At 60.7% G+C, this 22,086-nt stretch carries 19 protein-coding genes and 1 pseudogene; 11 read left to right on the top strand and 9 right to left on the bottom strand.

Going from position 1 to position 22,086, the window contains the following annotated elements; genetic code table 11:
- Positions 1–615: 615 nt before the first annotated feature.
- Both IVB46_RS20425 and IVB46_RS20420 read right to left on the bottom strand, forming a co-directional pair.
- On the bottom strand, positions 616–924 hold the full coding sequence (locus IVB46_RS20425) for an addiction module antidote protein (RefSeq protein ID WP_166099937.1): 309 nt from the start codon (positions 922–924) through the stop codon (positions 616–618).
- 63 nt (positions 925–987) lie between these two features.
- Positions 988–1,761: an outer membrane beta-barrel protein gene (locus IVB46_RS20420; RefSeq protein ID WP_038958620.1), complete on the bottom strand. Its 774-nt coding sequence runs from the start codon at positions 1,759–1,761 to the stop codon at positions 988–990.
- A gap of 306 nt (positions 1,762–2,067) precedes the next feature.
- Between IVB46_RS20420 and IVB46_RS20415 the strand changes: the two genes are divergently transcribed.
- Positions 2,068–2,340, top strand: coding sequence for a hypothetical protein (locus IVB46_RS20415; protein WP_166099933.1), 273 nt, complete (start codon positions 2,068–2,070; stop codon positions 2,338–2,340).
- A gap of 164 nt (positions 2,341–2,504) precedes the next feature.
- Here IVB46_RS20415 and IVB46_RS20410 read toward each other — a convergent pair whose 3' ends face one another.
- Complete coding sequence (locus IVB46_RS20410) at positions 2,505–3,755, bottom strand: hypothetical protein (protein ID WP_247302165.1); 1,251 nt, start codon at positions 3,753–3,755, stop codon at positions 2,505–2,507.
- Between the two features lie 314 nt (positions 3,756–4,069).
- Between IVB46_RS20410 and IVB46_RS20405 the strand changes: the two genes are divergently transcribed.
- Entirely contained in the window at positions 4,070–4,228 is a 159-nt protein-coding gene (locus tag IVB46_RS20405) for a hypothetical protein (protein ID WP_157789194.1), read from the top strand.
- A gap of 134 nt (positions 4,229–4,362) precedes the next feature.
- Here IVB46_RS20405 and IVB46_RS20400 read toward each other — a convergent pair whose 3' ends face one another.
- Together IVB46_RS20400 and IVB46_RS20395 are read right to left on the bottom strand one after the other, a co-directional pair.
- The gene (locus IVB46_RS20400) at positions 4,363–4,710 is read right to left on the bottom strand and encodes a hypothetical protein (RefSeq protein WP_157789195.1); all 348 of its coding nucleotides are present in this window, start codon (positions 4,708–4,710) and stop codon (positions 4,363–4,365) included.
- 27 nt (positions 4,711–4,737) lie between these two features.
- On the bottom strand, positions 4,738–6,021 hold the full coding sequence (locus IVB46_RS20395) for a hypothetical protein (protein WP_166099920.1): 1,284 nt from the start codon (positions 6,019–6,021) through the stop codon (positions 4,738–4,740).
- Between the two features lie 313 nt (positions 6,022–6,334).
- On the opposite strand from IVB46_RS20395, the pseudogene trbG reads away from it, so the two are divergent.
- The 5 genes and pseudogenes from trbG to IVB46_RS20370 all read left to right on the top strand — a co-directional run.
- Positions 6,335–7,000, top strand: a pseudogene (gene trbG / locus IVB46_RS20390) (P-type conjugative transfer protein TrbG); the annotation flags it as partial.
- Positions 6,997–8,217 (top strand): TrbI/VirB10 family protein, encoded by a 1,221-nt coding sequence (locus IVB46_RS20385; RefSeq protein ID WP_247309707.1) that lies wholly within the window; start codon positions 6,997–6,999, stop codon positions 8,215–8,217. The pseudogene trbG and the gene IVB46_RS20385, both read left to right, overlap by 4 nt.
- A gap of 7 nt (positions 8,218–8,224) precedes the next feature.
- The gene (locus IVB46_RS20380; RefSeq protein WP_084795049.1) at positions 8,225–8,458 is read left to right on the top strand and encodes a DUF2274 domain-containing protein; all 234 of its coding nucleotides are present in this window, start codon (positions 8,225–8,227) and stop codon (positions 8,456–8,458) included.
- Positions 8,459–9,559: 1,101 nt separating this feature from the next.
- Positions 9,560–9,949 (top strand): hypothetical protein, encoded by a 390-nt coding sequence (locus tag IVB46_RS20375; RefSeq protein ID WP_208070371.1) that lies wholly within the window; start codon positions 9,560–9,562, stop codon positions 9,947–9,949.
- A 16-nt stretch (positions 9,950–9,965) separates the two neighbouring features.
- A complete protein-coding gene (locus tag IVB46_RS20370) occupies positions 9,966–10,730 on the top strand; it encodes a metallophosphoesterase (RefSeq protein ID WP_166099871.1) in 765 nt (254 codons plus the stop codon).
- Positions 10,731–10,913: 183 nt separating this feature from the next.
- On the opposite strand, the gene dusA is transcribed toward IVB46_RS20370, so the two are convergent.
- Entirely contained in the window at positions 10,914–11,897 is a 984-nt protein-coding gene (dusA, locus tag IVB46_RS20365; RefSeq protein ID WP_225005777.1) for a tRNA dihydrouridine(20/20a) synthase DusA, read from the bottom strand.
- Between the two features lie 183 nt (positions 11,898–12,080).
- Between dusA and IVB46_RS20360 the strand changes: the two genes are divergently transcribed.
- Positions 12,081–13,169, top strand: a complete 1,089-nt coding sequence (locus IVB46_RS20360; RefSeq protein WP_247309710.1) for a site-specific integrase — start codon at positions 12,081–12,083, stop codon at positions 13,167–13,169.
- A 681-nt stretch (positions 13,170–13,850) separates the two neighbouring features.
- On the opposite strand, the gene IVB46_RS20355 is transcribed toward IVB46_RS20360, so the two are convergent.
- The 3 genes from IVB46_RS20355 to IVB46_RS20345 form a co-directional block, all read right to left on the bottom strand.
- The gene (locus tag IVB46_RS20355; protein WP_247343345.1) at positions 13,851–14,279 is read right to left on the bottom strand and encodes a heme-binding protein; all 429 of its coding nucleotides are present in this window, start codon (positions 14,277–14,279) and stop codon (positions 13,851–13,853) included.
- Entirely contained in the window at positions 14,272–17,247 is a 2,976-nt protein-coding gene (locus IVB46_RS20350; protein ID WP_247343343.1) for an FAD-binding and (Fe-S)-binding domain-containing protein, read from the bottom strand. The genes IVB46_RS20355 and IVB46_RS20350 overlap by 8 nt, the downstream gene beginning before the upstream one ends.
- A 104-nt stretch (positions 17,248–17,351) precedes the next feature.
- On the bottom strand, positions 17,352–18,089 hold the full coding sequence (locus tag IVB46_RS20345; protein WP_063986224.1) for a GntR family transcriptional regulator: 738 nt from the start codon (positions 18,087–18,089) through the stop codon (positions 17,352–17,354).
- A 131-nt stretch (positions 18,090–18,220) separates the two neighbouring features.
- Between IVB46_RS20345 and IVB46_RS20340 the strand changes: the two genes are divergently transcribed.
- The 3 genes from IVB46_RS20340 (at position 18,221) to IVB46_RS20330 (ending at position 22,075) form a co-directional block, all read left to right on the top strand.
- On the top strand, positions 18,221–19,423 hold the full coding sequence (locus tag IVB46_RS20340; RefSeq protein ID WP_063982134.1) for an alanine--glyoxylate aminotransferase family protein: 1,203 nt from the start codon (positions 18,221–18,223) through the stop codon (positions 19,421–19,423).
- A 52-nt stretch (positions 19,424–19,475) separates the two neighbouring features.
- Complete coding sequence (locus IVB46_RS20335) at positions 19,476–20,759, top strand: MFS transporter (RefSeq protein ID WP_208070387.1); 1,284 nt, start codon at positions 19,476–19,478, stop codon at positions 20,757–20,759.
- 116 nt (positions 20,760–20,875) lie between these two features.
- Positions 20,876–22,075, top strand: coding sequence for an aminotransferase class V-fold PLP-dependent enzyme (locus tag IVB46_RS20330; protein WP_166099835.1), 1,200 nt, complete (start codon positions 20,876–20,878; stop codon positions 22,073–22,075).
- Positions 22,076–22,086 lie beyond the last annotated feature (11 nt).

The following is a 22,086-nucleotide window of genomic DNA, read 5'->3' as shown; positions in this document are numbered from 1 at the left end:
CTGATCAATCTTCCAGGGCCGAAAATACTTGCTCATGGACGCAAATAGAATCAGACTCCCGACCAATTGAACAGGGACTACTCGGACAGGCTCCTAGATCTCGCGATGGAATTAGCTGGCAACGCAGCGAAGCGCTGACCCACCGGTTCCCGCGCTGGCCGGTTTTTATCACTGACGCGAGCGATTCCTCTGCTGAGAGGCGGTGCGTCATGGACTGTCTCAGCCTTGTCATACCCGCCACTATTGGCTGATCCTGACGATTTGACGCCGCCTCCGTTGGCGGGCACTGGTCCTGAGTTGATTTAGCCCGTGTCCTAGTTTGTACCAGACGCTAATCAATCGTGAATTGCCGGCACACTGCCCACGCAGGGATACTGACCCGGCGATGATGACGGTGCTGTTCATTACTGCCTCGGTCGGCGTCTTGGCTGTGAGTGCCACATTCGCGGTGATCATCTATATCGATGCTCGGGCCGAGCGCAGGCACCGACAGTAAGGCCGCCTCAGTTGGCGGCCTCCTTCATTCTGCAGGTGGCGCGCGGCGTAAGGCGCCTTGTAACGTTATGAATTTTTGTGCGCTTGGCGCGGTGGCGCTCGATTTGCAGTACTGTTGATCTATCCAAGGGGGTCCGGCTGGATGAGAGCTCGCTTATGGGCGCCCCGCTTCGGCGTTACTTTGAGCTGCAAGCCCATTGCGGTGAGCACCGCCAAAACGGTTGAAAAATTCGGAAGCTGTTCATTGCCGAAAGCACGATAAATGCTGGTACGCTGCAGCCCGGCCTCCCTTGAGATCTCCGAAATGTTGAAATCTTTGAGCGCCTCTCCGATCGCCCCGCAGATTCTGTGAGGTTCAGCTGATGCGAATGCTTGGTTCAGCTCATCGGCGAGTTTCGAGGGGATGACTGGCCGGTAAGTCTTCGTCACTTGAGCCTCCCAAAGCAGAAGGCCGGCTCTTTGAGCCGGCCTTTGTTGTTTGAATGAAGCTACTCAATACCTTGGGATGAGCGGACCACCAAAACGGTAGTTCACGCGAACCAGACCCATGTCGACATCCTGACCGATGCGAGCCGTGGCGAAAGAAACTCCCGCCGGATCGGTGAAAACGGTGTCGTGATGGCCCAGGAAGATATGGTCGTATTCGAAGCCCACCGACCAATTCGGCGCGAAGCCGAACTCTACCCCGGCGCCGACCGTACCGCCCCAACGAGCGGTGTCGCGTGTGGTAGCCAGGAGCGTACCGGCGCCGACGAATCCAGGCGGAACGTAGGCGTCGAAGCGATCTCCAACTACCGCTGCACCGCCCTTTACGTAGAGGAGAACATTATTCCAGGCATAGCCTACTTGGCCCGTGATCAATCCAAAGGCGTCGATGCGGCTGCGATTATCGGTACCTGAGAAGAGACCGATGTTGCTGCCGGTGAAATCGGCCCAGTTGCCCTGGCCCTCGACGCCGAAGACCCAGTTAGCCGACTGCCACCGGTACCCGATCTGACCACCAACCGTGCCTCCAGTTGCGTTGTGGCACCCGTCGGCAGCAGCCGGAACAATCGGGAACGCGCCGATCGCGACGATATCCGCGCAAGTGTGCGCCGAGCCGTAACCACCGTTGACGCCAATGTAAAAGCCGCTCCAGTCGTAGATGGTGGCGACCATCGGCGGCGGAGCCTTGGTGTACGGCCGGGCGGCCAAGTCCGCCGCACTGGCTGGTGCCGCCAGAGCTAGAGCCAACGTTCCGGCCGCAGCCACAAAAAGCACTTTCATGCGCGTGTCTCCCCAGAATGAATTACAAGTTCAATGAATTCGGTGCGCTTCGCCACCTGACTTGGCCAAGTGTATGCGGCTCGCTGGGGATTGCTGTAACCGCCCTACAACACTTGTTGCCAAAGGTGGACGGTGGATTCCTAATATTTGTTAGATAGTTGGAACTTAGTGCCTGTTAACGTGCACAGGGCATTTTGAGCCCACCACCATTTAAGATGGCGGCGTTTTGGGACGCGGTCAGTTGCCAGCGGACCGCCCGTTGCCGCGTGGTTGACTGTTCGCCCGCCGCTCCACATCGCGCCTTCGGTGATTGATTTGACCGTGATCTTTCCGACGATCCGCGGCACACTTTTCCGGTTCATGCCGGGCCGCTATGCCGAAGCGGCATCGTGGGTGTCAATGGCATTGCAGGACAATCCGGACTATCAACCTGGATTACGGATCGCCGCTCCAAGCAATGCGATGGCAAGAAGGATTGCGGCAAGCCGGGCTGCCGGAATGACGATTGCAGCCAGGGATTTCGCCCGTGGCAACGAGGATCGAATGACTTCCGCTTCTGGCCCTAGCGGGCCTTCGTGAAATGTCGGCTTCTGCGCCGCTGTTGGCGAATATGCGGACATCGTGGACTTATGAGTACGCGCTCTAGTCGAAGCAAGCCCCTACTTGGGTGTGGCTGGCACGACAAGCTGTGAGGTGAGTGTTCCACCTCGGTTTTTGCCGATGGGCCGGCACGGTTCCTGACGTCAAGTTGAGATGGTCCGGCGGGTGAGATCGAGGCACGCCCCGATGGCAAGCAGCAGGAACATCCCGATCGGAAACATGTAGATCATCGCATAGTTGATTAGGACGGCCTGCCCGATGAAAAAGCAGGTGTAGAGCGACGCGACGAACAGTGCTGCGTCCGCGGCATTAGGTGGAAGGTGACGTGCGATCCAGAAGCGGACGACCATGGCAGCCAGCCCAACGAGCAGGAGCGGCCACATGATGGGGACGTGGAGCGGTGCGGGCAATGATTGGTGAAGGGTGCTAGCGAGCTTGGTCGCGTAGACTTGGAGAACCTGTCTTGGCGACGTCGTGACGATCCGGAAATATTCGTGCTTGAGCGCATCGAAATAGGCGGGAGTGCCGAACAGGATGCGAGAGTCTAAGCGTTCGACGGCTTCGATGCCGCTGGCGTCATCCCAGCGAATGCCGAACGGGTTCTTGTTCACCCCGAGCCCGATGTAGAGGCTGTGCCACGGGCCGTGCTCCTCGGTAAATCTCGCGGGCTGCAGGTTGTATGCAATGTCGCGGGCGCGGTGCACCAGGTGGGGGGCCTTGTAGGCAACGAAGACGGCGAGAAGCAGCGCGATGTGCGGCAGAATGGTGCGGCGGCCTGACACGGCCACGCTGACGGCGATCGCTGCCGCGGAGGCGGCAACTCCCATCATGGCCGTTGACTGGCGAAACAGACTTGCTGTCGCAAGACTCAGAATACCCGCCACCAGCCAGCCGATGAACGTTCCTTGCGATGCCTTGATCAGCGGTAGGCCCAGCAGGGCCAGCGGCAGGATGGCGGAAAGGCAGGCATCGCCAAGTCCTGCCGGGTGGGGAGTGAGGATGGGGTATTGCCGAGCGAGGGCGATCGACAGCAGCACGAGCGCTGCGCTGATCCGCAGCTGCAGCGTGAACAGCAGGAGGGCGAGCAGGATCAGGCCGATAACGTTGATGCCAAGGTTGATCCGGGCAATATCGGACGGCTTTGCCGCCCGTCCTGTCAGCGCGGAGTAGAGTCCCAGCGCGAGCGCGTGCCCGGGGTCGTCGCCGAGGCTGTCATCGCCGATAGGAATCACTCTGCTGTCGCGACACAGAACGAGGAACTTGCCGGTCTTGAGTGCGCAATCTGCACTGTCCAGCCAGAGGCGAGCCGCAAGCCAGTCCGGTGGGGGTTCATTGGCTTTTGCGTGGGAGACGAGTGAGAACGCCAACAGGCAGGCTAGCATGAGTGCACGCATAGTATGCGCCTCACTTCAATCTGATGGTTCGGAGGTCATGCAGCCGATCAAAAATGCATGTTGGTCTCCCAAGACCGAAAGCGTTATTGAGCCGCAACTGGAGCGCGAATACAAGCCGTAACGCACCAAACTATATGAGACCAAAGGCGGGGTCAGCTCATCCAGTCGGGCTCGCCGCTGACTTAGGCGGCCTCTTTCATTCACGGTTCGAGCAAACCCATTCCCGTGATTTCACGGAATTTCGACTGGCTCCAACGCCGCTAGCATCCATATAGCAGTGGCTGGGTGGGCAGTTGGACCTGTGGAGATAGCTGATGGCCAAACCCGTAGACCTTCGAGACCGCGCGGCCATGTTTGAAAAGCGTGCGGACGAGGCAAAGGATGCAATTTCCCGGGCGCACTATCGAGAGATGGCCGCGCACTATCGTGCGCTTGCGGTAGAGCATTCCGAGATGATGCGCGCCGACACTTAGCGCAGGCGTTCGTGCTATAACCCGTCCACGACCGGGAGACCCCGGGCGTAATCTAAAGTCCAAACTCCCGCCGGCTCACGAGGTCGGCGGGTTTTCTTTTGCCGCCCGTCGGTTCACGACGAACGCCAGTTGTATCAATACCAATCGATCGAGGATTTCGCCGGGCCCCAGTTCCATCTACCAGGCAAGTAACGATTGGTAGGAACATCTGCGGACTCAGTCCCGCCCGTTTGTACGGCCGCAAAAGTAACCTTCGTTGGTGTTCCATTTGCGGCAACCGAGCCGCTCAAGACCTTGCCGTCCCACTCGATAGTCCGTGTCCGATCGATTGACATGGTCCGATCTCCAGTGAACCGCCAAAATAGCAGGGCTGCGCGCGAGGCCCTGTGACCAAATGGCCACATCATCGTGGAAAGCGCAGCGGCCATTCCCAGCATCATCAACGCGATCACCTTCGCGGCGACAGATAAAAATTCTTTCACCGTTTATCTTCTTTCGAGCGCAGGCGGTCACGTGCCACGCGAAATATTTGACAGCTTTAAAATGAAAAGGGGCAGCGTTAGCCATAGCAGTCCGTATGCGTCAAACAGAGCTCCGGTTAGAGACGATTGCGCAATATAGTAGGCGAAGACGCATGCTGCGACTGTGGTCGCGATCGCCGCAGGGTCTCTGCCGCGTCCCAGACTGGAAATGAGGCCAAGCAGTGATCCGGCAACAAAGGTCGCGAACAATGCGTACCAGGGACCTGCCTCTGCATAGCCGGAGACGTTCACAGGTGCAGGCTGATAGCCTGTCGTGGACGTGACATTTGGAAATACCTTAGGAAATATTAGTGTTGGCGGGAAGCATCGTTGCTCGCCAAAGACCCGACGTAGCCACGATGGATCGATGCCACATCGGCGTTCTGGGTCTGAGAAGGTTTCTACATAGAAGGGAAAGCCGACGGCCATCCTCAATAAGTTGGAGCGAACCATCCGGATCGCGATGATCCGAAACGTTGACAGGCGATCTGGTCGCGATCCCTCTGGTCGCGATCCCTCCGCAAAGGGCGCGGGCGATACAACGTGTTCAGCAGCGCAAAACTGAGTGATGCTAAGCACGAGGAAGAGAGCGGCAGCAATCGGCAGCACGAGAATGCCGCTGCGTAAAATTCCGAATTCTGAGAGTGCGAGCGTCAGCCCCACCATCAAGAGGTAGATGAATGCTGGCGCCTTCTGCATTGTCGCAAGGTCAAGACTAAGGATGACGACGCTTAGAACGGCGAAGGACAGCAACGCCGGTTTGTTTTTACCTATCACGCCGCGTGCAAGCAGATAGCAACTGAGCATCGGGAGGCTCGCAAAGGCGAAGGCAAAGTAGAAGTTTCCAAGCGCGCTCTGCAATTCGGCCCGACGCAGGATCTTGGCTTCGTAACACGAGGTCAGGTCCCAGGGAGCTGTCAGAAGGTTGAGGCCGCCAGACAGCGAAAGCCGATAGAGGCAGTAGGCAGTCATCGCCAACGCGGTGGCGATTGGAAGCCAAATGGGTACCTTTGATTCTTCAGAGAAGATGGGGCGATCGATCAAGCCTCCTGCCAGCAACGCGGCTGTCGGTAGCGCGATCACAAAGACTAGCAGCAGCATCCAATACGTCAGAGAGCCGAGGGTGGGCCCCGAAATGATATTGGGTTCATGGCCCACGTACGCCATGAGCTGGTCGCGGCCGAATGAGAAAGGGAATATCGCCGCGCCGACTCCCGTCGTAAGGATATAGGCGCCCACTGCAATAGAGATTGCTAGGTAAGTGCGCTTCACAGCTCTTCCCGCATAGTCTGTGGGCGCGCGCTAAACGCCGCGCTTATTCCTCGAATTTGGCCCGGTTGTTCTGAAACGGTATCGCGACCCTTGAGGGTAAAGAAGGCCTTCGAAAGGCGAAGCGGCAACCCTTGGGGAAATCTACGGGGAGCTACGGGGCTGCAGCACTGTTGGCGGTATCCTCTATTCGTCATCCGCGCTGGTGGTTCTTGACGTGCGGCGCGGTCCGCTCTCCAGTCATTTCCTCCACGTAGTCGTCAATGGTGGCTAAATGCTTCTCGCGGTTGCCGAAGCGGCGGGCTTGCGTGCCGAAGCTCAGATCTACGCTTACAGCCCGGGAGCGCTTTATCAGGTGTACGCCTCTCCCGGACAAATCACGGATATTGCGCTCGAAGAAGGGGAGCAACTGACAGGATCGGGGCCTATCGCGGCAGGAGACACGGTGCGATGGGTTGTAGGCGATACCGAAAGTGGAAGCGGCGACACCCGTCGTGTCCACATCCTCGCGAAGCCGACGCGGGCGGCAATCGAGACCAACCTTGTCATTAATACCGACCGGCGCACGTATTTGATCGAGCTTCGCTCCCGCGAGCGGCCCTACATGCCCTCCGTCGCCTGGTATTATCCAGAAACAGCGCGCGAAAAATCGCGCGAGGCTTCCCTCACACCGGTTCTTCCAGATCCAGCGCAGCGCGTGCTTCGCTACGCGATCGAGGGGGACAGTCCACCCTGGCGGCCGCTCTGTGCGTATGACGATGGCCGCAAGGTCTATGTCGAATTCCCGCAAGGGATTGTCCAAGGCGAGATGCCGCCGCTGTTCGTCATTGGCCCTGACGGAAAGACCGAGCTGGTCAACTACCGCGCATACGGCAATTTACTGATTGTGGATCGGCTGTTTGCAGCGGCAGAACTGCGGCTCGGGGGCGAACACCAGCAGAAGGTCCGAATTGTCAGGACTGACGGGAGGTCGTCGTCATGAATTCGAAGATTGAAGGCGATCAGGATCGATCGATTTCGAGGCAAACACAGGACGACCCGTCGAGAAGCTTCCGCCTAAGAGCGGAGCATCCGCGCGTAACACGGCTATCGCGCAAGGTTCTCGCAGGAGGAATTGCGGTCGCGCTGGTAGTCATTGGCGGCGCTGTATTGTGGTCATTGCAAAACAATCGTTCCCGAAATCAGCCGGCGGATGAGCTCTACGCCACTGAGCATCACGATATTGCCGATGGCATTGCGACGCTGCCGAAGGACTACATGGGGTTGACGCGTCGAGGTATTCCCCAGCTTGGTCCACCTCTTCCTGGAGACCTTGGGCGTCCTATTCTGGCCGCCCAAGGTCAGTCGCCGACGATTGGAGCTACGGCTCTCGATGCGGAACAGCAGCGCCGGGATCAAGAAACCGAAGCGGCCCGCGTAAGCCATTTGTTCGCTTCGGCCAATGCAAGAGATGCGCGCCCGCCTGCTGCCGCGGCCCAGGGTGGCGACCGGAATGCTTCATCAATTTCGGCCACCAATGGCGACGAGGGAGTTTCGCAGGGTGGTCAGGACAGGAAGCTCGCATTCGTCAATGCATTCGTTGATCGCCGTACAGTAAGCCCCGATCGCGTCACCAAGCCGGCATCACCCTATGTCGTGCAGGCGGGAACTGTCATTCCAGGTGCCTTGATCACAGGGATACGGTCGGACCTTCCGGGCCAGATCACCGCACAGGTGACCGAAAATGTGTTCGATTCGCCCACCGGGCGCTTTCTGCTTATCCCGCAGGGAGCGCGCCTGATTGGCGTTTATGACAGCCAGGTTGCCTTCGGTCAGTCGCGCGTGTTGCTGGTCTGGACCCGGCTGATCATGCCGAATGGCCGTTCGATGGTGTTGGAGCGTGAACAGGGGGCTGATACCGCGGGCTATTCGGGGCTTGAAGACGAGGTCAATAATCACTGGGGCGAATTGTTCAAAGCCGCGGCTCTTTCGACCCTACTAGCCGTCGGCACCGAGCCCGGCGCGGGCTCAAATACGAACAGCAATGACAGCGCGATCCTCCAGGCGATGCGGCGCGGTGCAGGCGACTCCCTCAATCAAACAGGCCAACAGATCGTCCGTCGCAGCCTCGGTATTCAACCAACGTTGACCATCCGGTCCGGTTTCCCGGTGCGTGTCATCGTCAATCGAGATCTCGTTCTTGAGCTGTATAGAGGGTAGGTGTCTGGTGTCGAAGCTTAAGATCACGGCGTTGTCGGACGATAAGCCAGTCAAAGTCATGACGGAACTACCTGCTTCGGTGCACCGGGATTTGGTTGCGTACGCTGAAGCCTTGGCGCGCGAAACAGGCCAGGCGATTGATCCAATCAAACTGGTCGCGCCAATGCTGGCGCGATTTATGGCCGCAGACAGAGGCTTTGCGAAGTCAAAGCGCGTCTATCGCTCGGTTGGCGACGGGTAGCGCTCGGCTAAAAACGTCAGAAATGGACGTAATGCGAATTTCCTATTGCTGGGCATCCAGTGCGCATAAAAGCAGACGTCCACTTGACCCTGCTCGTCGTGCAATTCTCGATAAACAACGTCGTCTCCAACAGTGGCGACGTCGGAGTCTAGGATAAAGCTCACGCCGAATCCCAGTCTTGTGAACTTGTGAATGAGGTGCCGACTGACGTGATGCCGTTGCACGTTTTGGATGATCCCACGCATCTGGATTCTGGATTCTAACATTTCCTCCACGCTGCCGGCACGATCGGGCGTTACGAGCAAAATGGTTTGATCGCGAAGGTCCGTCCAGAAGACAGCTTCGTGGGAAGCAAGCGCGTGATCTGTCGGGAGCAAAACGAAAACCCGCTCGCGCCACAGCGCGTGCGCGTGGACGGTTGACGAGTCGAGCAGTCCTGATCCAATTATAATATCTGAATCGCTGCTCTGAAGAGATCTACGTAACCCTGTCGTAGATCGCTCTGTGGCGACTAGGTTAGTAGGAGCGCAACGTTGCCGAAAGCCGGCAAGGAGTTCTCCGAGGCGGCCAGGGGCGACCGACGCGCATAAGCCTACCCGAAGTTGATCAGACTGGCCACGTGCCAAGCCGCTTGTCGATTCGAGAAGTGCGTCAAGTTGCTCCAAAATTGAGATTGCGTGTTTCAAGAAATGCAGGCCAGCGAGGGTAGGTCGTACGCCTGTTGTCGAACGTTCGAATAAAGCCGCTCCAACCTGGGCCTCGAGTTGAGCCACCGCACGGCTCAATGCAGAATGCTGAACAGGAAGGAGCTCGGCGGCCTTCCGGAAGCTGCCGCATTCATATGCGAGTGCCGCGAATCGAAGGTGCTTGAGCTCGATCGCCTGTCCCGAGAGGTGGCGGTCGGACTTGGCCGAAAGGCTGCACATCCAATACGACCCCTTGTCGATAATGAAGCCGGCACCTCCGAGGTAGGTCAGCTCAGATTTGGACGCACCTGTACGATTCGACAGGGGGCATTCCTCCCGAGATCGGGTATGGCGTTACAGGCGCGTCGGGACCAACGCTGTTGAACGCTCCGGTTACCCAAAAAGGAGCCTTGCTATGGCTTTCAGAGAATGGCTAGAAATTGAGCCTTTCGGCGAGGCTTCCGCTCAAAATGGCTTTGGCCCCACAAGCCGTATGCACAGATTCGGGCATCGTATCGCAGGGACTGACGCAGTTCTTGCAACTATCGAGATCCCATTGAGCATCGTGCTGCAGTCGATCCCAATCGAGGTGACTACGAGATTAACGCCGAGTGGCGCAATCAGAACCAACCTTCATTTGAATGAAAGAGGCATCCAAGAGACGCCGTTGATCCAGCTCGTCAAAGAGCTCCTGGAGCCGCGCGCTTTGGTGATGGAGGAGGTCCGCCTCTCGGACCTACAAGCGCTCCAGAGGAGCCTAGAAACTTCTATCCAGCTCGTGTCGGCTGTAACGGCTGCTCTCTAGGATTGGGGCATGAACCATGCGTTTGTGGGTCATGAGTGATCTCCATGTTATATTGACCCGTGGTTGGGATCTTGCGCCGCCGGCGGAGCGGCCAGAGTTCCACGTGTTGATTATGGCAGGCGAACTGATCCCGCGTGCCGAGCGTGGCGTCCGTTGGCTTGAGGAGCGTGTGCCGGATAAGCCGGCCATTTACGTGCTGGGCAACCATGAGGCTTACGGGGCGGACGAGGCTCGGACAGTAGAGAAGGCTATGGACGCCGCCCGAGGCACAAAGATCTACGTGCTTCAAAATTGCGCGATCCCTTTTGGCCGTAACGTTCGCAGGAGCGACGTTGTGGACCGACTTCATGCTGCGGGGCGACATGTACGCGCAATGGCGATCGCGGACAAGCGAATGAACGACTTCAAGAAGATCCGGACCGACCGCCACAAGCGACCTTTTCGTCCGGCAAATGCGCTGTTCCGTCACCGGCAATCGCGAGCGTTTCTAGAGGCTGAAATGGGTAAGTCGAGGGGCGACCGCAAGTTGGTGATTGTCACCCATCACGCGCCGGTACCGGATGCCCAACACTCTCGCGACTACGCGCAACTAACGGACGAAGAGATTTTAGCTGCAGCGTACCGTAGTGACTTGACGGCGCTCATGGGGCCCCAGTCGATTGAGAGGAAAGAAAACGCTGCGGCTGGCAGATGCTTGGATCTTCGGCCATACCCACGAATGCTTCGAAAAAACTTTGGCATGACGAGGGTCGTCTCTAACGCCAAGGGCCGCGGTCCATAGCTGCAGACGCAGCGCGCATGGGAAAATCCGACTTTTGATCCAAATTTCGTAGTCGAGATCCAAAGGGGAATAATTTGACAGCGTCAACCCGCAAGCACATCGGGCTTTCACCACGGTTATACTGTCTCTGCGATTTCAGTATAACCGGCGCACTGCTATTGCTTGGGCGAATGAAAGGCCAACTTAGGCTGCCTGTCGCTGGGAAATCTTGGCGATCGCGTCTTCTAATACCCGGACGTCAGCTCCGGGCCGCGTCCCGTTTTCCGCTAAATGTCGGCGGAAGGCGCGTGCGCCGGGCACAGCGTGAAATGCCCCGACGAAATGTCGCGTGATAGCATGCAGCCGTGTGCCCCGCGCGAGTTGTCGCTCGATATAGGGCATCATCGCCTCGAGCGCGTCTTGCATGGTCGCATGCGGCGCCACCTCGCCGAAAATGTCTTGATCGACGGAGAGAAGCCGCCACGGCTCTTGATACGCGGCACGGCCGAGCATCACGCCGTCGACATGCGCAAGATGCGCTTTCGCTTCGTCAATGCCTGGGATGCCGCCATTGATGATGACCGGCACATCCGACATCGTGCGCTTGAGGCGGTAGACGCGATCATAGTCGAGCGGCGGGATGTCGCGGTTTTCTTTGGGCGACAGGCCGTCGAGCCAGGCCTTTCTGGCATGCACGGTCAGGGTATCGCAGCCGGAAGCGACGACGGCGCGCGCCAATTTATCCAGCGCGACTTCCGGATCCTGGTCATCGATGCCTATGCGGCATTTCACCGTGACGGGCACTTTGACCACGCGTTTCATCGCCTCGACGCAAACCGCCACAAGCTCTGGCTGCGCCATCAGGCAGGCGCCGAAGCGGCCGTCCTTCACGCGATCGGAGGGACAGCCCACATTGAGATTGATTTCGTCATACCCAAAATCCTCGCCAATCCGGGCGGCCTGCGCGAGGTCGCGCGGATCCGAGCCACCGAGTTGAAGCGCCACTGGATGCTCGATCGCGTCGAACCCGAGCAGCCGCTCTCGATCGCCGTGAATGATGGCGCCGGTGGTCAGCATCTCCGTATAAAGCAGCGCCCGCCGGGTCAGGTGACGATGGAACACCCGGCAATGCCGGTCGGTCCAATCCATCATCGGAGCCACAGAAAAGCGATAGGGAGCGGATTGCAACTTATGGCCCAACAAGGATGAAAGAACGCTTCGTGATCTCGTTGGAGATAACCCGGGGCCTGCGGAATTACAACCCAGCTCGCCTACGCGAGCGGCCCGTGCGGACATCTCTAGTGCGGACAAAGGGTTGCGAATTGATGTGCGGAGGACGCGATTTTTGTAACGGCAGCTGCGGGGACGATCATGGCGACACTTATTAGGCTCCCTTCGAGCAACTGGCGCATTCAAGTCCGTCGAAAGGGACAGTACGCCACGAGAACCTTTCGCAAAAAGGAAGACGCGGAGACCTGGGGTTTAGCCCTGGAACGTGAAATCGATCTTACCGCAAAGGCACCATCCGATTGGGACAAGCGAACGTTGGAAGAGCTTATTGATCTCTACCTTCAGGACATGCTGGAAGTTGGGAAGAAGGTTGGGAGAACCAGACAGCTCTTCCTCGAAAGCATTCGGCCCACTTTGGGTAAACTGAAGCTTTCAGAACTCACGCGAGCAAACTTCGTTGAATATGGTCGTTCGCGAGCAAAGGGGGGAGCTTCGGCAAGTACGGTTCAGTTCAACTTCTCCGATATAAGCGCAATCCTGACCTATGCTGAGGCCGTGCACGGCGCGCCGCTGCGTCACGACGAGTTTGACTTAGCTCGCGTAGCCCTAAAGAAGCTCGGTCTGATGAGAAAAAGTCGAGCAAGAACGCGGCGTCCCACCGTTGAAGAGATTCAGCGTTTGATCGAATTCTTCGCAGCCAGTCCACGCCAGTACATCCCCATGGATCGCATTATTCCGTTCGCAATTGCTACGGCGATGCGCGAAGGCGAAATCTTCCGAATCGAATGGGCTGATGTTGATATGAGAAAGCGCTTGATCAAGATCAGAGCCCGCAAGGCCCCCCAGGATCAAGACGACAATGACCAAGTTATACCGATGCTGAACGCGACAGGCTTTGACGCTTGGCAGCTAGTTCTCGAGCAGAGGATTGTGACCCGAGGCAAAGGGCGGGTTTTTCCTTATCGAGCAGCCAGCGCAGGCGCCGCCTTTGCCAGGGCGTGCCAGGTTCTTCACATCGAGGACCTACGATTTCACGATCTGCGCCGCGAAGCGGCAACACGACTCTTCGAAGCTGGATTGCCGATCGAAAGGGTTGCGCTTGTCACAGGTCACAAGGATTGGGAAACGCTAAGACGGTACACTCGTCTTAAGCCCGAGGATCTCGTGAAATTGCAGCCACCGGCGGAACTGTCGGTTGCGGATTATATAGATCAGTTGATGGATCCGTAAAAATGGCGGCGCACGGCAATCGGGTTGCGTCAGAGATAGTGCCAAGTTTGCGCAGCGAGATCTACCAGCGCGCACTCTACGTTGAGCCCCAAGGTGATTTCATCGAAATGGTTCTCATACGAATGGACGCTATCGAAGAGGCAGTCGTGGCGTGGGACAAGACTGCGAGACAACGGACGAAACGACAAAAGGTGGGTGAAAAATCTCGACTGGAATAGTGAGCTTACGGGCCGGCCATGCGGTGAACCTGATCGTTCAGATCGCGGCGGCGATTTACGTCTTAATCCGCGGCTTTGAATGCGCTCTTTTAGTTCTGTGCATGCCGCTGCCTTATCTGCCGGCCGGCTGATGACCATTCAACAGATGAGCAGATTGCCGCGCGTCGTCTGGCTCGATATTTACTGCTCTAGCAATGATTAGTGGTCACAAAATCCCGCACAGATGGCGGCGAGAACCACGTTGCGCGGCTAAACCTCCACAATAACATTGTGGGCTCGAGTGAGGAGCGGAATTTCTGAGAGAGGCCGGCCTTTACTGGCACGCCTAGAAGGCGGTCGGGCCGCCTGCAGCTTGGCGGTAAGTTGTCAATTCCCGTTTCATGCTTCAAACAGGATGACATCAGCCGCCGGCGAACTTTCAGCATCGACGCACGTTTTTGCTTTGCCTCGCCGCGGACGAGCGCTATCCAGCGTTTGCCTTCAACCCCGCCGCCTGGATTCCCGCGACCGCACAAGCCTCATCATTGTCGGAGGTGTCGCCAGACACGCCGACGGCACCGAGCAGCGTCGCGCCATCCATGATCAGCACGCCGCCGGGGACCGGCACGAGCGCGCCCTTGGCGATGGTGTTCACGGAATCGATGAAATAGGCCTGCTCCTGCGCACGCTGGAACAAGGCGCGCGAGCCCATGCCCATGGCGAGCGCACCATAGGCCTTGCCGTGAGCGATCTCGGCGCGCATCAGGCTGGTGCCGTCCTGCGCCGCGACGATCTTGAGCACGCCGCGTGCGTCTAGGATGGTGACGACCAGCGGCTTGAGCTTCAGCTCGGTGGATTTTGCGAAGGCGGCGTCGAGGATCTTGCGGGCGGTGTCGAGCGAGAGGTCAGCCATGGCTGGTTTCCTTTTTAGGGTGAGAAGTGGAATTTGCTCCGGCGCGGTCGAGGCTCATCGCCAGCACGCGCGCGACGTGAAGCGCTTCGCGCTGGGCGCCGTCGTGGATCTGATGCCGGCAGGAGGTGCCGTCGGCAACGACGAGTGTAGCTTGGTCGGCGCGCCGCACCGCGGGCAACAGCGACAGCTCAGCCATCTCGATCGAGGCATCATAGGTGTCAGCGCCGTAACCGAACGCGCCGGCCATGCCGCAGCAGCTCGATTCGATGGTCTCGACCTTCAGGCCTGGAATGAGGCGCAGCACCTGCTCGACCGGCTTGAAGGCGCCGAAGGATTTTTGGTGGCAATGGCCGTGCACGACGGCTTTGTCGGCGACGGTGCCGAGCGGCAGTTGCAGCCTTCCGGCCTCCGCTTCGCGCACCAAAAATTCCTCGAAAGTCAGCGCGTGGGCGCCGACCGCCCTGGCATCGTTGTCCTTGCGCAGTGAGGTGAGCTCGTCGCGCAGCGTCAGCAGACAGCTCGGCTCGAGGCCGACGATCGGCACGCCGCGGGCGGCAAAGGGCGCGAACGCCGCCACGAGGCGGTCGAGCTCGGCCCTGGCTTCGTCGACGAGACCGGCTGAGAGGAATGTACGGCCGCAGCAGAGCGGGCGGCTGCCGCTCGCCGGCTTGGGCAGATGCACGCGATAACCGCCCGCGGAGAGCACGCGGAGCGCGGCGTCGAAATTTTCGCGCTCGTAGATGCGATTGAAAGTGTCCGTGAACAACACGACTTCACGGCCGGTCTCCGGCCCGACCGCTTCCGCGGGCGGCACGAACACGTCGCTGCGGAAGGCGGGCAGGGCGCGGCGCGCGCTGATGCCGGCAAAGCGCTCGAACAGCTTTCGCAGCAACGGGCTGCGGTTGCGCAAATTGGCGAGTGGCGCGAAGCGCGACGCGAGACCGGCATAGCGCGGGAGGTAGCCGACCAGGCGGTCACGCAGGGTCAGGCCATGGGACGCGGCGCGGGCGGCGAGCACCTCGATCTTCATCTTGGCCATGTCGACGCCGGTCGGGCATTCGTGGCGGCAGGCCTTGCAGGAGACGCAGAGCTTTAGGGTCTCCATCATCTCGTCGGAGGTCAACGCATCGGGACCAAGCTGACCTGAGATGGCGAGCCGCAAGCTGTTGGCGCGCCCGCGGGTGACGTCCTTCTCGTTGCGCGTCGCGCGATAGGATGGGCACATCACGCCGCCCTCGAGCTTGCGGCAGGCGCCGTTGTTGTTGCACATCTCTACCGCGCCCTGGAATCCGCCGCCGGCGCCGGGATAGGCGGACCAATCCAGCATCGTCTTCAACTCGTTGACGCGGTAGTCGGGTTTGAAGCGGAACAGCGAGCGATCGTCCATCCGGGGCGCATCGACGATCTTGCCGGGATTGAGGACGCCCTCGGGATCGAAGCGGCTCTTCACCTCCCTGAAGTCGGCGACGAGACGCTCGCCGAACATGGTTTCGTGGAATTCGGAGCGCACCAGGCCATCGCCATGCTCGCCGGAATGCGAGCCCTTGTACTCGCGCACCAGCGCGAAGGCTTCCTCGGCGATCGCGCGCATCGCCTTGACGTCCTTCTCCAGTTTCAGGTTCAGCACGGGCCGTACGTGCAGGCAGCCCTCGGAGGCATGCGCATACATCGTGCCGCTGGTGCCGTGCTTTGCGAAAACCTCGCTCAAGCGCGCGGTGTAGTCGGCCAGGTGCGGCAGCGGCACGGCGCAGTCCTCGACGAACGAGACCGGCTTGCCCTCCTGCTTCATCGACATCATGACGTTGAGGCCGGCGGCGCGGAAATCGGCGATGCCACTTTGCGGCGCGGGCTCGGTGATCTCGACCACGCCGCCCCATTTACGCTTGTCGTTATTCCAGCCGAAGCCGAGATCGCCCATCAATTCGCCGAGTTGCTTGAGGCGCACCAGATTGTCGGCCTGGTCCTCTTCGGCGAATTCGACCACCAGAACGGCATCCGGATCGCCCTTGATGGCGGCGGAGATGATCGGCCTGAACATCGCGATGTCGCGGCCGAGCGCGAGCATGGTGCGGTCGACCAGCTCGACCGCGATTGGCTTGAGCTTGACCAGATGCTGGGCGGCGTCCATCGCCTCGTAGAAACTGCCGAAATGGCAGATGCCGAGCGCCTTGTTGCGGATCACAGGCCACAACTTCAGCTCGACCTTGGTGGTGAAGGCGAGGGTGCCTTCGGAGCCGACCAGGAGATGCGCCATGTTGTTGCGCGCATTGCGCGGCGTCAGCGCATCGAGATTGTAGCCGCCGACACGGCGCTGCACCTTGGGAAAGCGCGCGGCGATCTCGTCGGCCTCGCGGGCGCCGAGATCGAGCATGTCGCGGAACAGGGCGCGCGCGCCGTCGTTCGCATCGAGATCGGAGAGATCGCGCGACACCTCGCCGTACCGGCCCAGCGTGCCGTCGGCGAGCGCCGCCTCCATCGACAGCGTGTTGTCGCGCATGGTGCCGTAGCGAAGCGAGCGGCCACCGCAGGAATTGTTGCCGGCCATGCCGCCGATCGTGGCGCGCGAGGCCGTGGAGACGTCGACTGGAAACCACAGGCCGTGCTTCTTGAGCTGACGGTTGAGGTCGTCGAGCACGATGCCGGGCTCGACCACGCAGGTGCGGCCCGCGACGTCGAGCGAGAGGATGCGGTCGAGGTGCTTCGAGAGATCGACCACGAGGCCGTCATTGACGGTCTGGCCGCATTGCGAGGTGCCGCCGCCGCGCGGGGTGACCTTGATGCCCTCGTCGCGGGCAATCGCCAGCGCTTTGAGGGCCTCGTCCATGGTCCTGGGCACGACCACGCCGGCCGGCACGATCTGGTAGAACGAGGCGTCGGTGGCATAGCGGCCGCGGCTGAAGCCGTCGAACAGGACGTCGCCGGTCATTTCCGCGCGCAGGCGCCGTTCGAGCGAGGAGGCGTTTGTCATCCCTGGTCCCGGATTGACCCAGCGAGGCCCAGCCTTGCTGAGTTATTCATTATTTCTCACGACCGATTATATTATGAATTCAAAATGAGCAAGTCGGTCGCCCCTCAGGGCGAGGCCGGTGCGTCCTCTTGGGGCTCGGTCAGGTGCTCGATCGCGGCCGCCCGCTTGTTGCGCAGGTGCTGGAACAGGATGTCGCTGAGCTCGCTGGCGGCGCGGCGGCGCAGCGCGTCGAGGATGGTCTCGTGCTCGCGCATTGCTTCCGCCCAGCGCTGCCGCTTGCGGGCGAAATTGGCGGAGTAACGGACCCGGCGGATGCGGCCTGCGAAGTTGGCGTAGGCGGTCTTCAGGGTCTCGTTGCGCGCGGCCGCGACGATGCTTTCGTGGATGCGCTGGTTGGTCTGGAAATAGCCGTGCATGTCGCGATGCAGATAGTGCCCGTACATCTCGTAATGCAGCTGCTCGATCGCGGTGATTTCTTCATCCGTAATGGCCTCGCAGGCGAGGCGCCCGGCAAGGCTCTCCAGCCCCGCCATCACGTCGAACAGCTCCTCGAGGTCGCGCTGGCTGAGTTGGCGGACGCGCGCGCCGCGGTTGGGCAGAAGCTCGATCAGGCCCTCGGAGGCGAGCACTTTCAGGGCCTCGCGCAGTGGCGTGCGGGAGATCCCGAGCATCGCGCAGAGCTGCCGCTCGGGGACGCGCGCGCCGTCGGGAATATTGCCCTCGACCACGTAGTCGCGCAGCCGCAGCAGGATCTCGCCGTGAAGCGAGGCCTCCTGGCGGTCGCCGCCGTTCGCGGCTGGTGGGGCGATCGGAACCCCGGTGTCGGGAATCGTGGATTTCATTGCAGCACAATAGTTTGCCTGTTTGATCGCGTCGATGTTCACAATCAAATACCAAAATTCGATTGAAAAGACAAAAAATGAATGCAAAATAGTTCCGAAGCCGGCGAGAGCCCGCCGACAGGGAGGTTTTCATGCACCAGGGACGCCATTTCCTTCAGATTCCCGGCCCGAGCCCGGTCCCCGAGCGCGTCCTGCGCGCCATGGACATGCCGGTCATCGACCACCGGAGCGCGGAATTCGGCGAGCTCGGCCGCGCCGTGCTCGAAGGCAGCCAGAAGATTTTCCAAACGGCGGGTCCGGTCGTGATCTTCCCCTCGTCGGGGACGGGCGCCTGGGAGGCCGCGATCGTCAACACGCTGTCGCCAGGCGATAAGGTGCTGATGGTCGAGACCGGCCATTTCGCCACCCTGTGGCAGCAGATGGCGGGGCGGTTCGGCATCGAGGTCGACTTCGTGCCCGGCGACTGGCGCCGCGGCGCCGATCCCGCATTGATCGAGGCGAAGCTCACCGAGGACAAGGCGCGCGCGATCAAGGCCGTCATGGTCGTGCACAACGAGACCTCGACTGGCGCGACCAGCCGCATCGCCGAGATCCGCGCCGCGATCGACCGCACCTCGCATCCGGCGCTGCTGATGGTCGACACCATCTCCTCGCTCGGCTCGGTCGACTACCGCCACGACGAGTGGAAGGTCGATGTCAGCGTGAGCTGCTCGCAGAAGGGTTTCATGCTGCCGCCCGGTCTCGGCTTCAATGCGATCTCGGAGAAGGCCCGCGCTGCTGCGAAGACCAACAAGATGCCGCGCTCCTATTTCGACTGGGAGGAGATGCTCAAGCCCAACGCCAACGGCTTCTTCCCCTACACGCCGGCGACCAATCTGCTCTACGGCCTGCGCGAGGCGATCGCGATGCTGCTCGAAGAGGGGCTCGACAACGTGTTCGCGCGCCATCAGCGGCTGGCTGCCGCGACGCGTGCCGCCGTCAGTCACTGGGGCCTCGAGATCCTCTGCCAGGAGCCCTCGGAGTTCTCGCCGGTGCTGACCGCGGTGCTGATGCCGCCCGGCCATGATGCCGATCAGTTCCGCCAGATCGTGCTCGACAATTACAACATGTCGCTCGGCTCCGGGCTCTCGAAGGTAGCCGGAAAAGTCTTCCGCATTGGCCATCTCGGCGAATGCAACGCGCTGACGCTGCTCGGCGCGCTGACCGGCGTGGAGATGGGCCTGTCGGTTGCGGGCGTGCCGCATCGCTCCGGCGGTGTCGACGCCGCGATGAAGCTGCTGGAGCAGCGCCCGCAGGGCAATGCCTCGCCGCATCTGAAAGTGGTCGGCACCTAGGTCGCGCGGGACACGCAAGGCCAATCATAAAAAACAGTCAGGGAGGGTGGAGATGGGAATTCGGTTCAAGGCCACGCATGTCGTCTTGGCGATGCTCTGCGCGATGTATTTCATCACCTATGTCGACCGGGTGAACATCGGCACCGCCGCGAGCGAGATCCAGAAGGAGCTGGGTCTGTCGAACACCCAGCTTGGCCTCGTCTTCTCCGCCTTCGCCTATCCCTATCTGCTGTTTCAGGTGATCGGCGGCTGGGTCGGCGATCGCTTCGGGCCGCGCAAGACGTTGTTCTGGTGCGGCATGATCTGGGCGGCGGCGACCATCTCGACCGGCTTCGTCAACGGCCTTGCCGCACTGTTCGTCGCGCGTTTCGCGCTCGGCTTCGGCGAGGGCGCGACCTTTCCGACGGCAACGCGCGCGATGCAATACTGGACGCCCGCGAACCGCCGCGGTTTTGCGCAGGGACTGACCCATTCCTTCGCCCGGCTCGGCAATGCCGTGACGCCACCGGTGGTGGCGTTGCTGATCCTCTGGCTGACCTGGCGCGGCGCGTTCGTCGTGCTCGGTCTCGTCAGCCTGGTCTGGGGCGTCGTCTGGGTCTGGTACTTCCGCAACGAGCCGAAGGAGCACGCCTCCATCACCGAGGCCGAGCTCGCCGCACTGCCGCCGCGCCCGACCGGCGAGCGGCCGCGCGTGCCGTGGGGGCCGTTGCTCGGCCGCATGTGGCCAGTGACGCTGACCTATTTCTGCTACGGCTGGTGCCTGTGGCTCTATCTCAACTGGCTGCCGCTGTTCTTCAAGAACAACTACAATCTCGATATCAAGAACTCGGCGCTGTTCGCCTCCGGCGTGTTCTTCGCCGGCGTGGTCGGCGACAGCGTCGGCGGCGTGCTCTCGGACAAGATCCTCGACCGCACCGGCAATGTCCGCCTGGCGCGGCTGAGCGTCACCGTTGCGGGATTTACCGGGGCGCTGCTTTCGCTGTTTCCGATCCTGTTCGTCCACGACATCACGATCGTCGCGCTGTGCCTGTCGGCCGGCTTCTTCTGCGCCGAGCTGGTGATCGGCCCGATGTGGTCGATCCCGATGGACATCGCCCCGAAATATTCCGGCACCGCCTCGGGACTCATGAATACCGGCTCGGCCTTCGCCGCCATCGTCTCCCCGCTCGTTGCCGGCTTCGTGATCGATGCGACCGGTAACTGGTACCTGCCGTTCCTGATGTCGATGGGGCTGCTGCTGCTCGGTGGCTTCTCCGCCTTCCTGATGCATCCGGAGCGCCCGTTTACGGAGGCCGAGGGGCGCCTGCCGGTCGGAAAGGTGGTGGCCGCGGAGTAGGGGCGGCGGAGGCCCGCCGCTTATGCATGGGAGGCGTCTTAAGGAGAGGGGACAAGCCGGTCAAATGGTGCTATTCGGCGCCCATCAAAACCAAGGCTAGACCGGGAAGGACGCCGATGACCGTGCACACTGGAAGGCATTTCTTACAGATTCCAGGACCGACCAACGTGCCCGACCGGGTGCTGCGGGCGATGGACATGCCGACGCTGGACCATCGCGGTCCGGAGTTCGCCGAGCTCGGTTTTGCGGTCCTCGCCTCGATGCAGCGGGTGTTCCGCACCCAGCAGCCCGTGATCATCTTCCCCTCGTCCGGCACCGGTGCCTGGGAAGCGGCGATGGTCAACGTGTTCGCCCCGGGCGACAAGGTTTTGATGTGCGAGACCGGCCAATTCGCCGTGCTGTGGCGCGGCATCGCCGACAAGTTCAAGCTCGACGTCGACTTCATCCCGAGCGACTGGCGTCATGGCGCCGACCTCGCCGAGATCGAGAAGCGCCTTAGCGCCGACAAGCAGCGCACGATCAAGGCGGTCTGCGTCGTTCACAACGAGACCTCGACCGGCTGCGTGACGCCGCCGCTCGAGGTGCGCAAGCTGCTCGACCGCGTCAAGCATCCGGCCCTCCTGATGGTCGACACCATCTCCGGCCTCGGCTCGATGGAATACGAGCACGATGCCTGGGGCATCGACGTCTCGGTCGCCGGCTCGCAGAAAGGCCTGATGCTGCCTCCGGGCCTCGGCTTCAATGCCGTCTCGGAAAATGCGCTCGCGGTGGCGAAGGCCAACCCCGGCATGCGCTCCTACTGGGACTGGCAGGAGGTCATCTCCTTCAACAAGCTCGGCACCTTCCCCTATACGCCCGCGACCAATCTGCTCTACGGCCTGCGTGAAGCGGTCAAGATGCTGGAAGAGGAGGGGCTGGAGAATGTCTGGACCCGCCACAAGCGCCACAGCGCCGCGACGCGCGCCGCGGTCAAGGTCTGGGGCCTGGAGACACAGTGCGCCGATCCCGCCGCACACTCGCCGGCGCTGACCGGCGTGCGCGTGCCCGATGGACACGACGCCGACGCCTTCCGCAAGGTGGTGCTCGAGAACTTCGACATGTCGCTCGGCACGGGCCTGAACAAGGTCAAGGGCAAGGTGTTCCGCATCGGCCATATCGGCCATTTCAACGACCTGATGCTGATGGGCACACTCGCCGGCGTCGAGATGGGCCTGGATCTCGCAAAGATTCCGCACCGGAGCGGCGGCGTATTGGCGGCCATGGACGTCCTGAAGGGACGCGACGCGGTGCCGATGGCCAAGGCTCAGGTGGCCTAAAGGCTCAGGTG

The organism is Bradyrhizobium sp. 61 (assembly GCF_023073075.1).
Classification (GTDB): Bacteria; Pseudomonadota; Alphaproteobacteria; order Rhizobiales; family Xanthobacteraceae; genus Bradyrhizobium; species Bradyrhizobium barranii.
The sequence above is the reverse complement of the archived record's forward strand: the minus strand, read 5'-3'. Positions and strand labels throughout refer to the sequence as shown.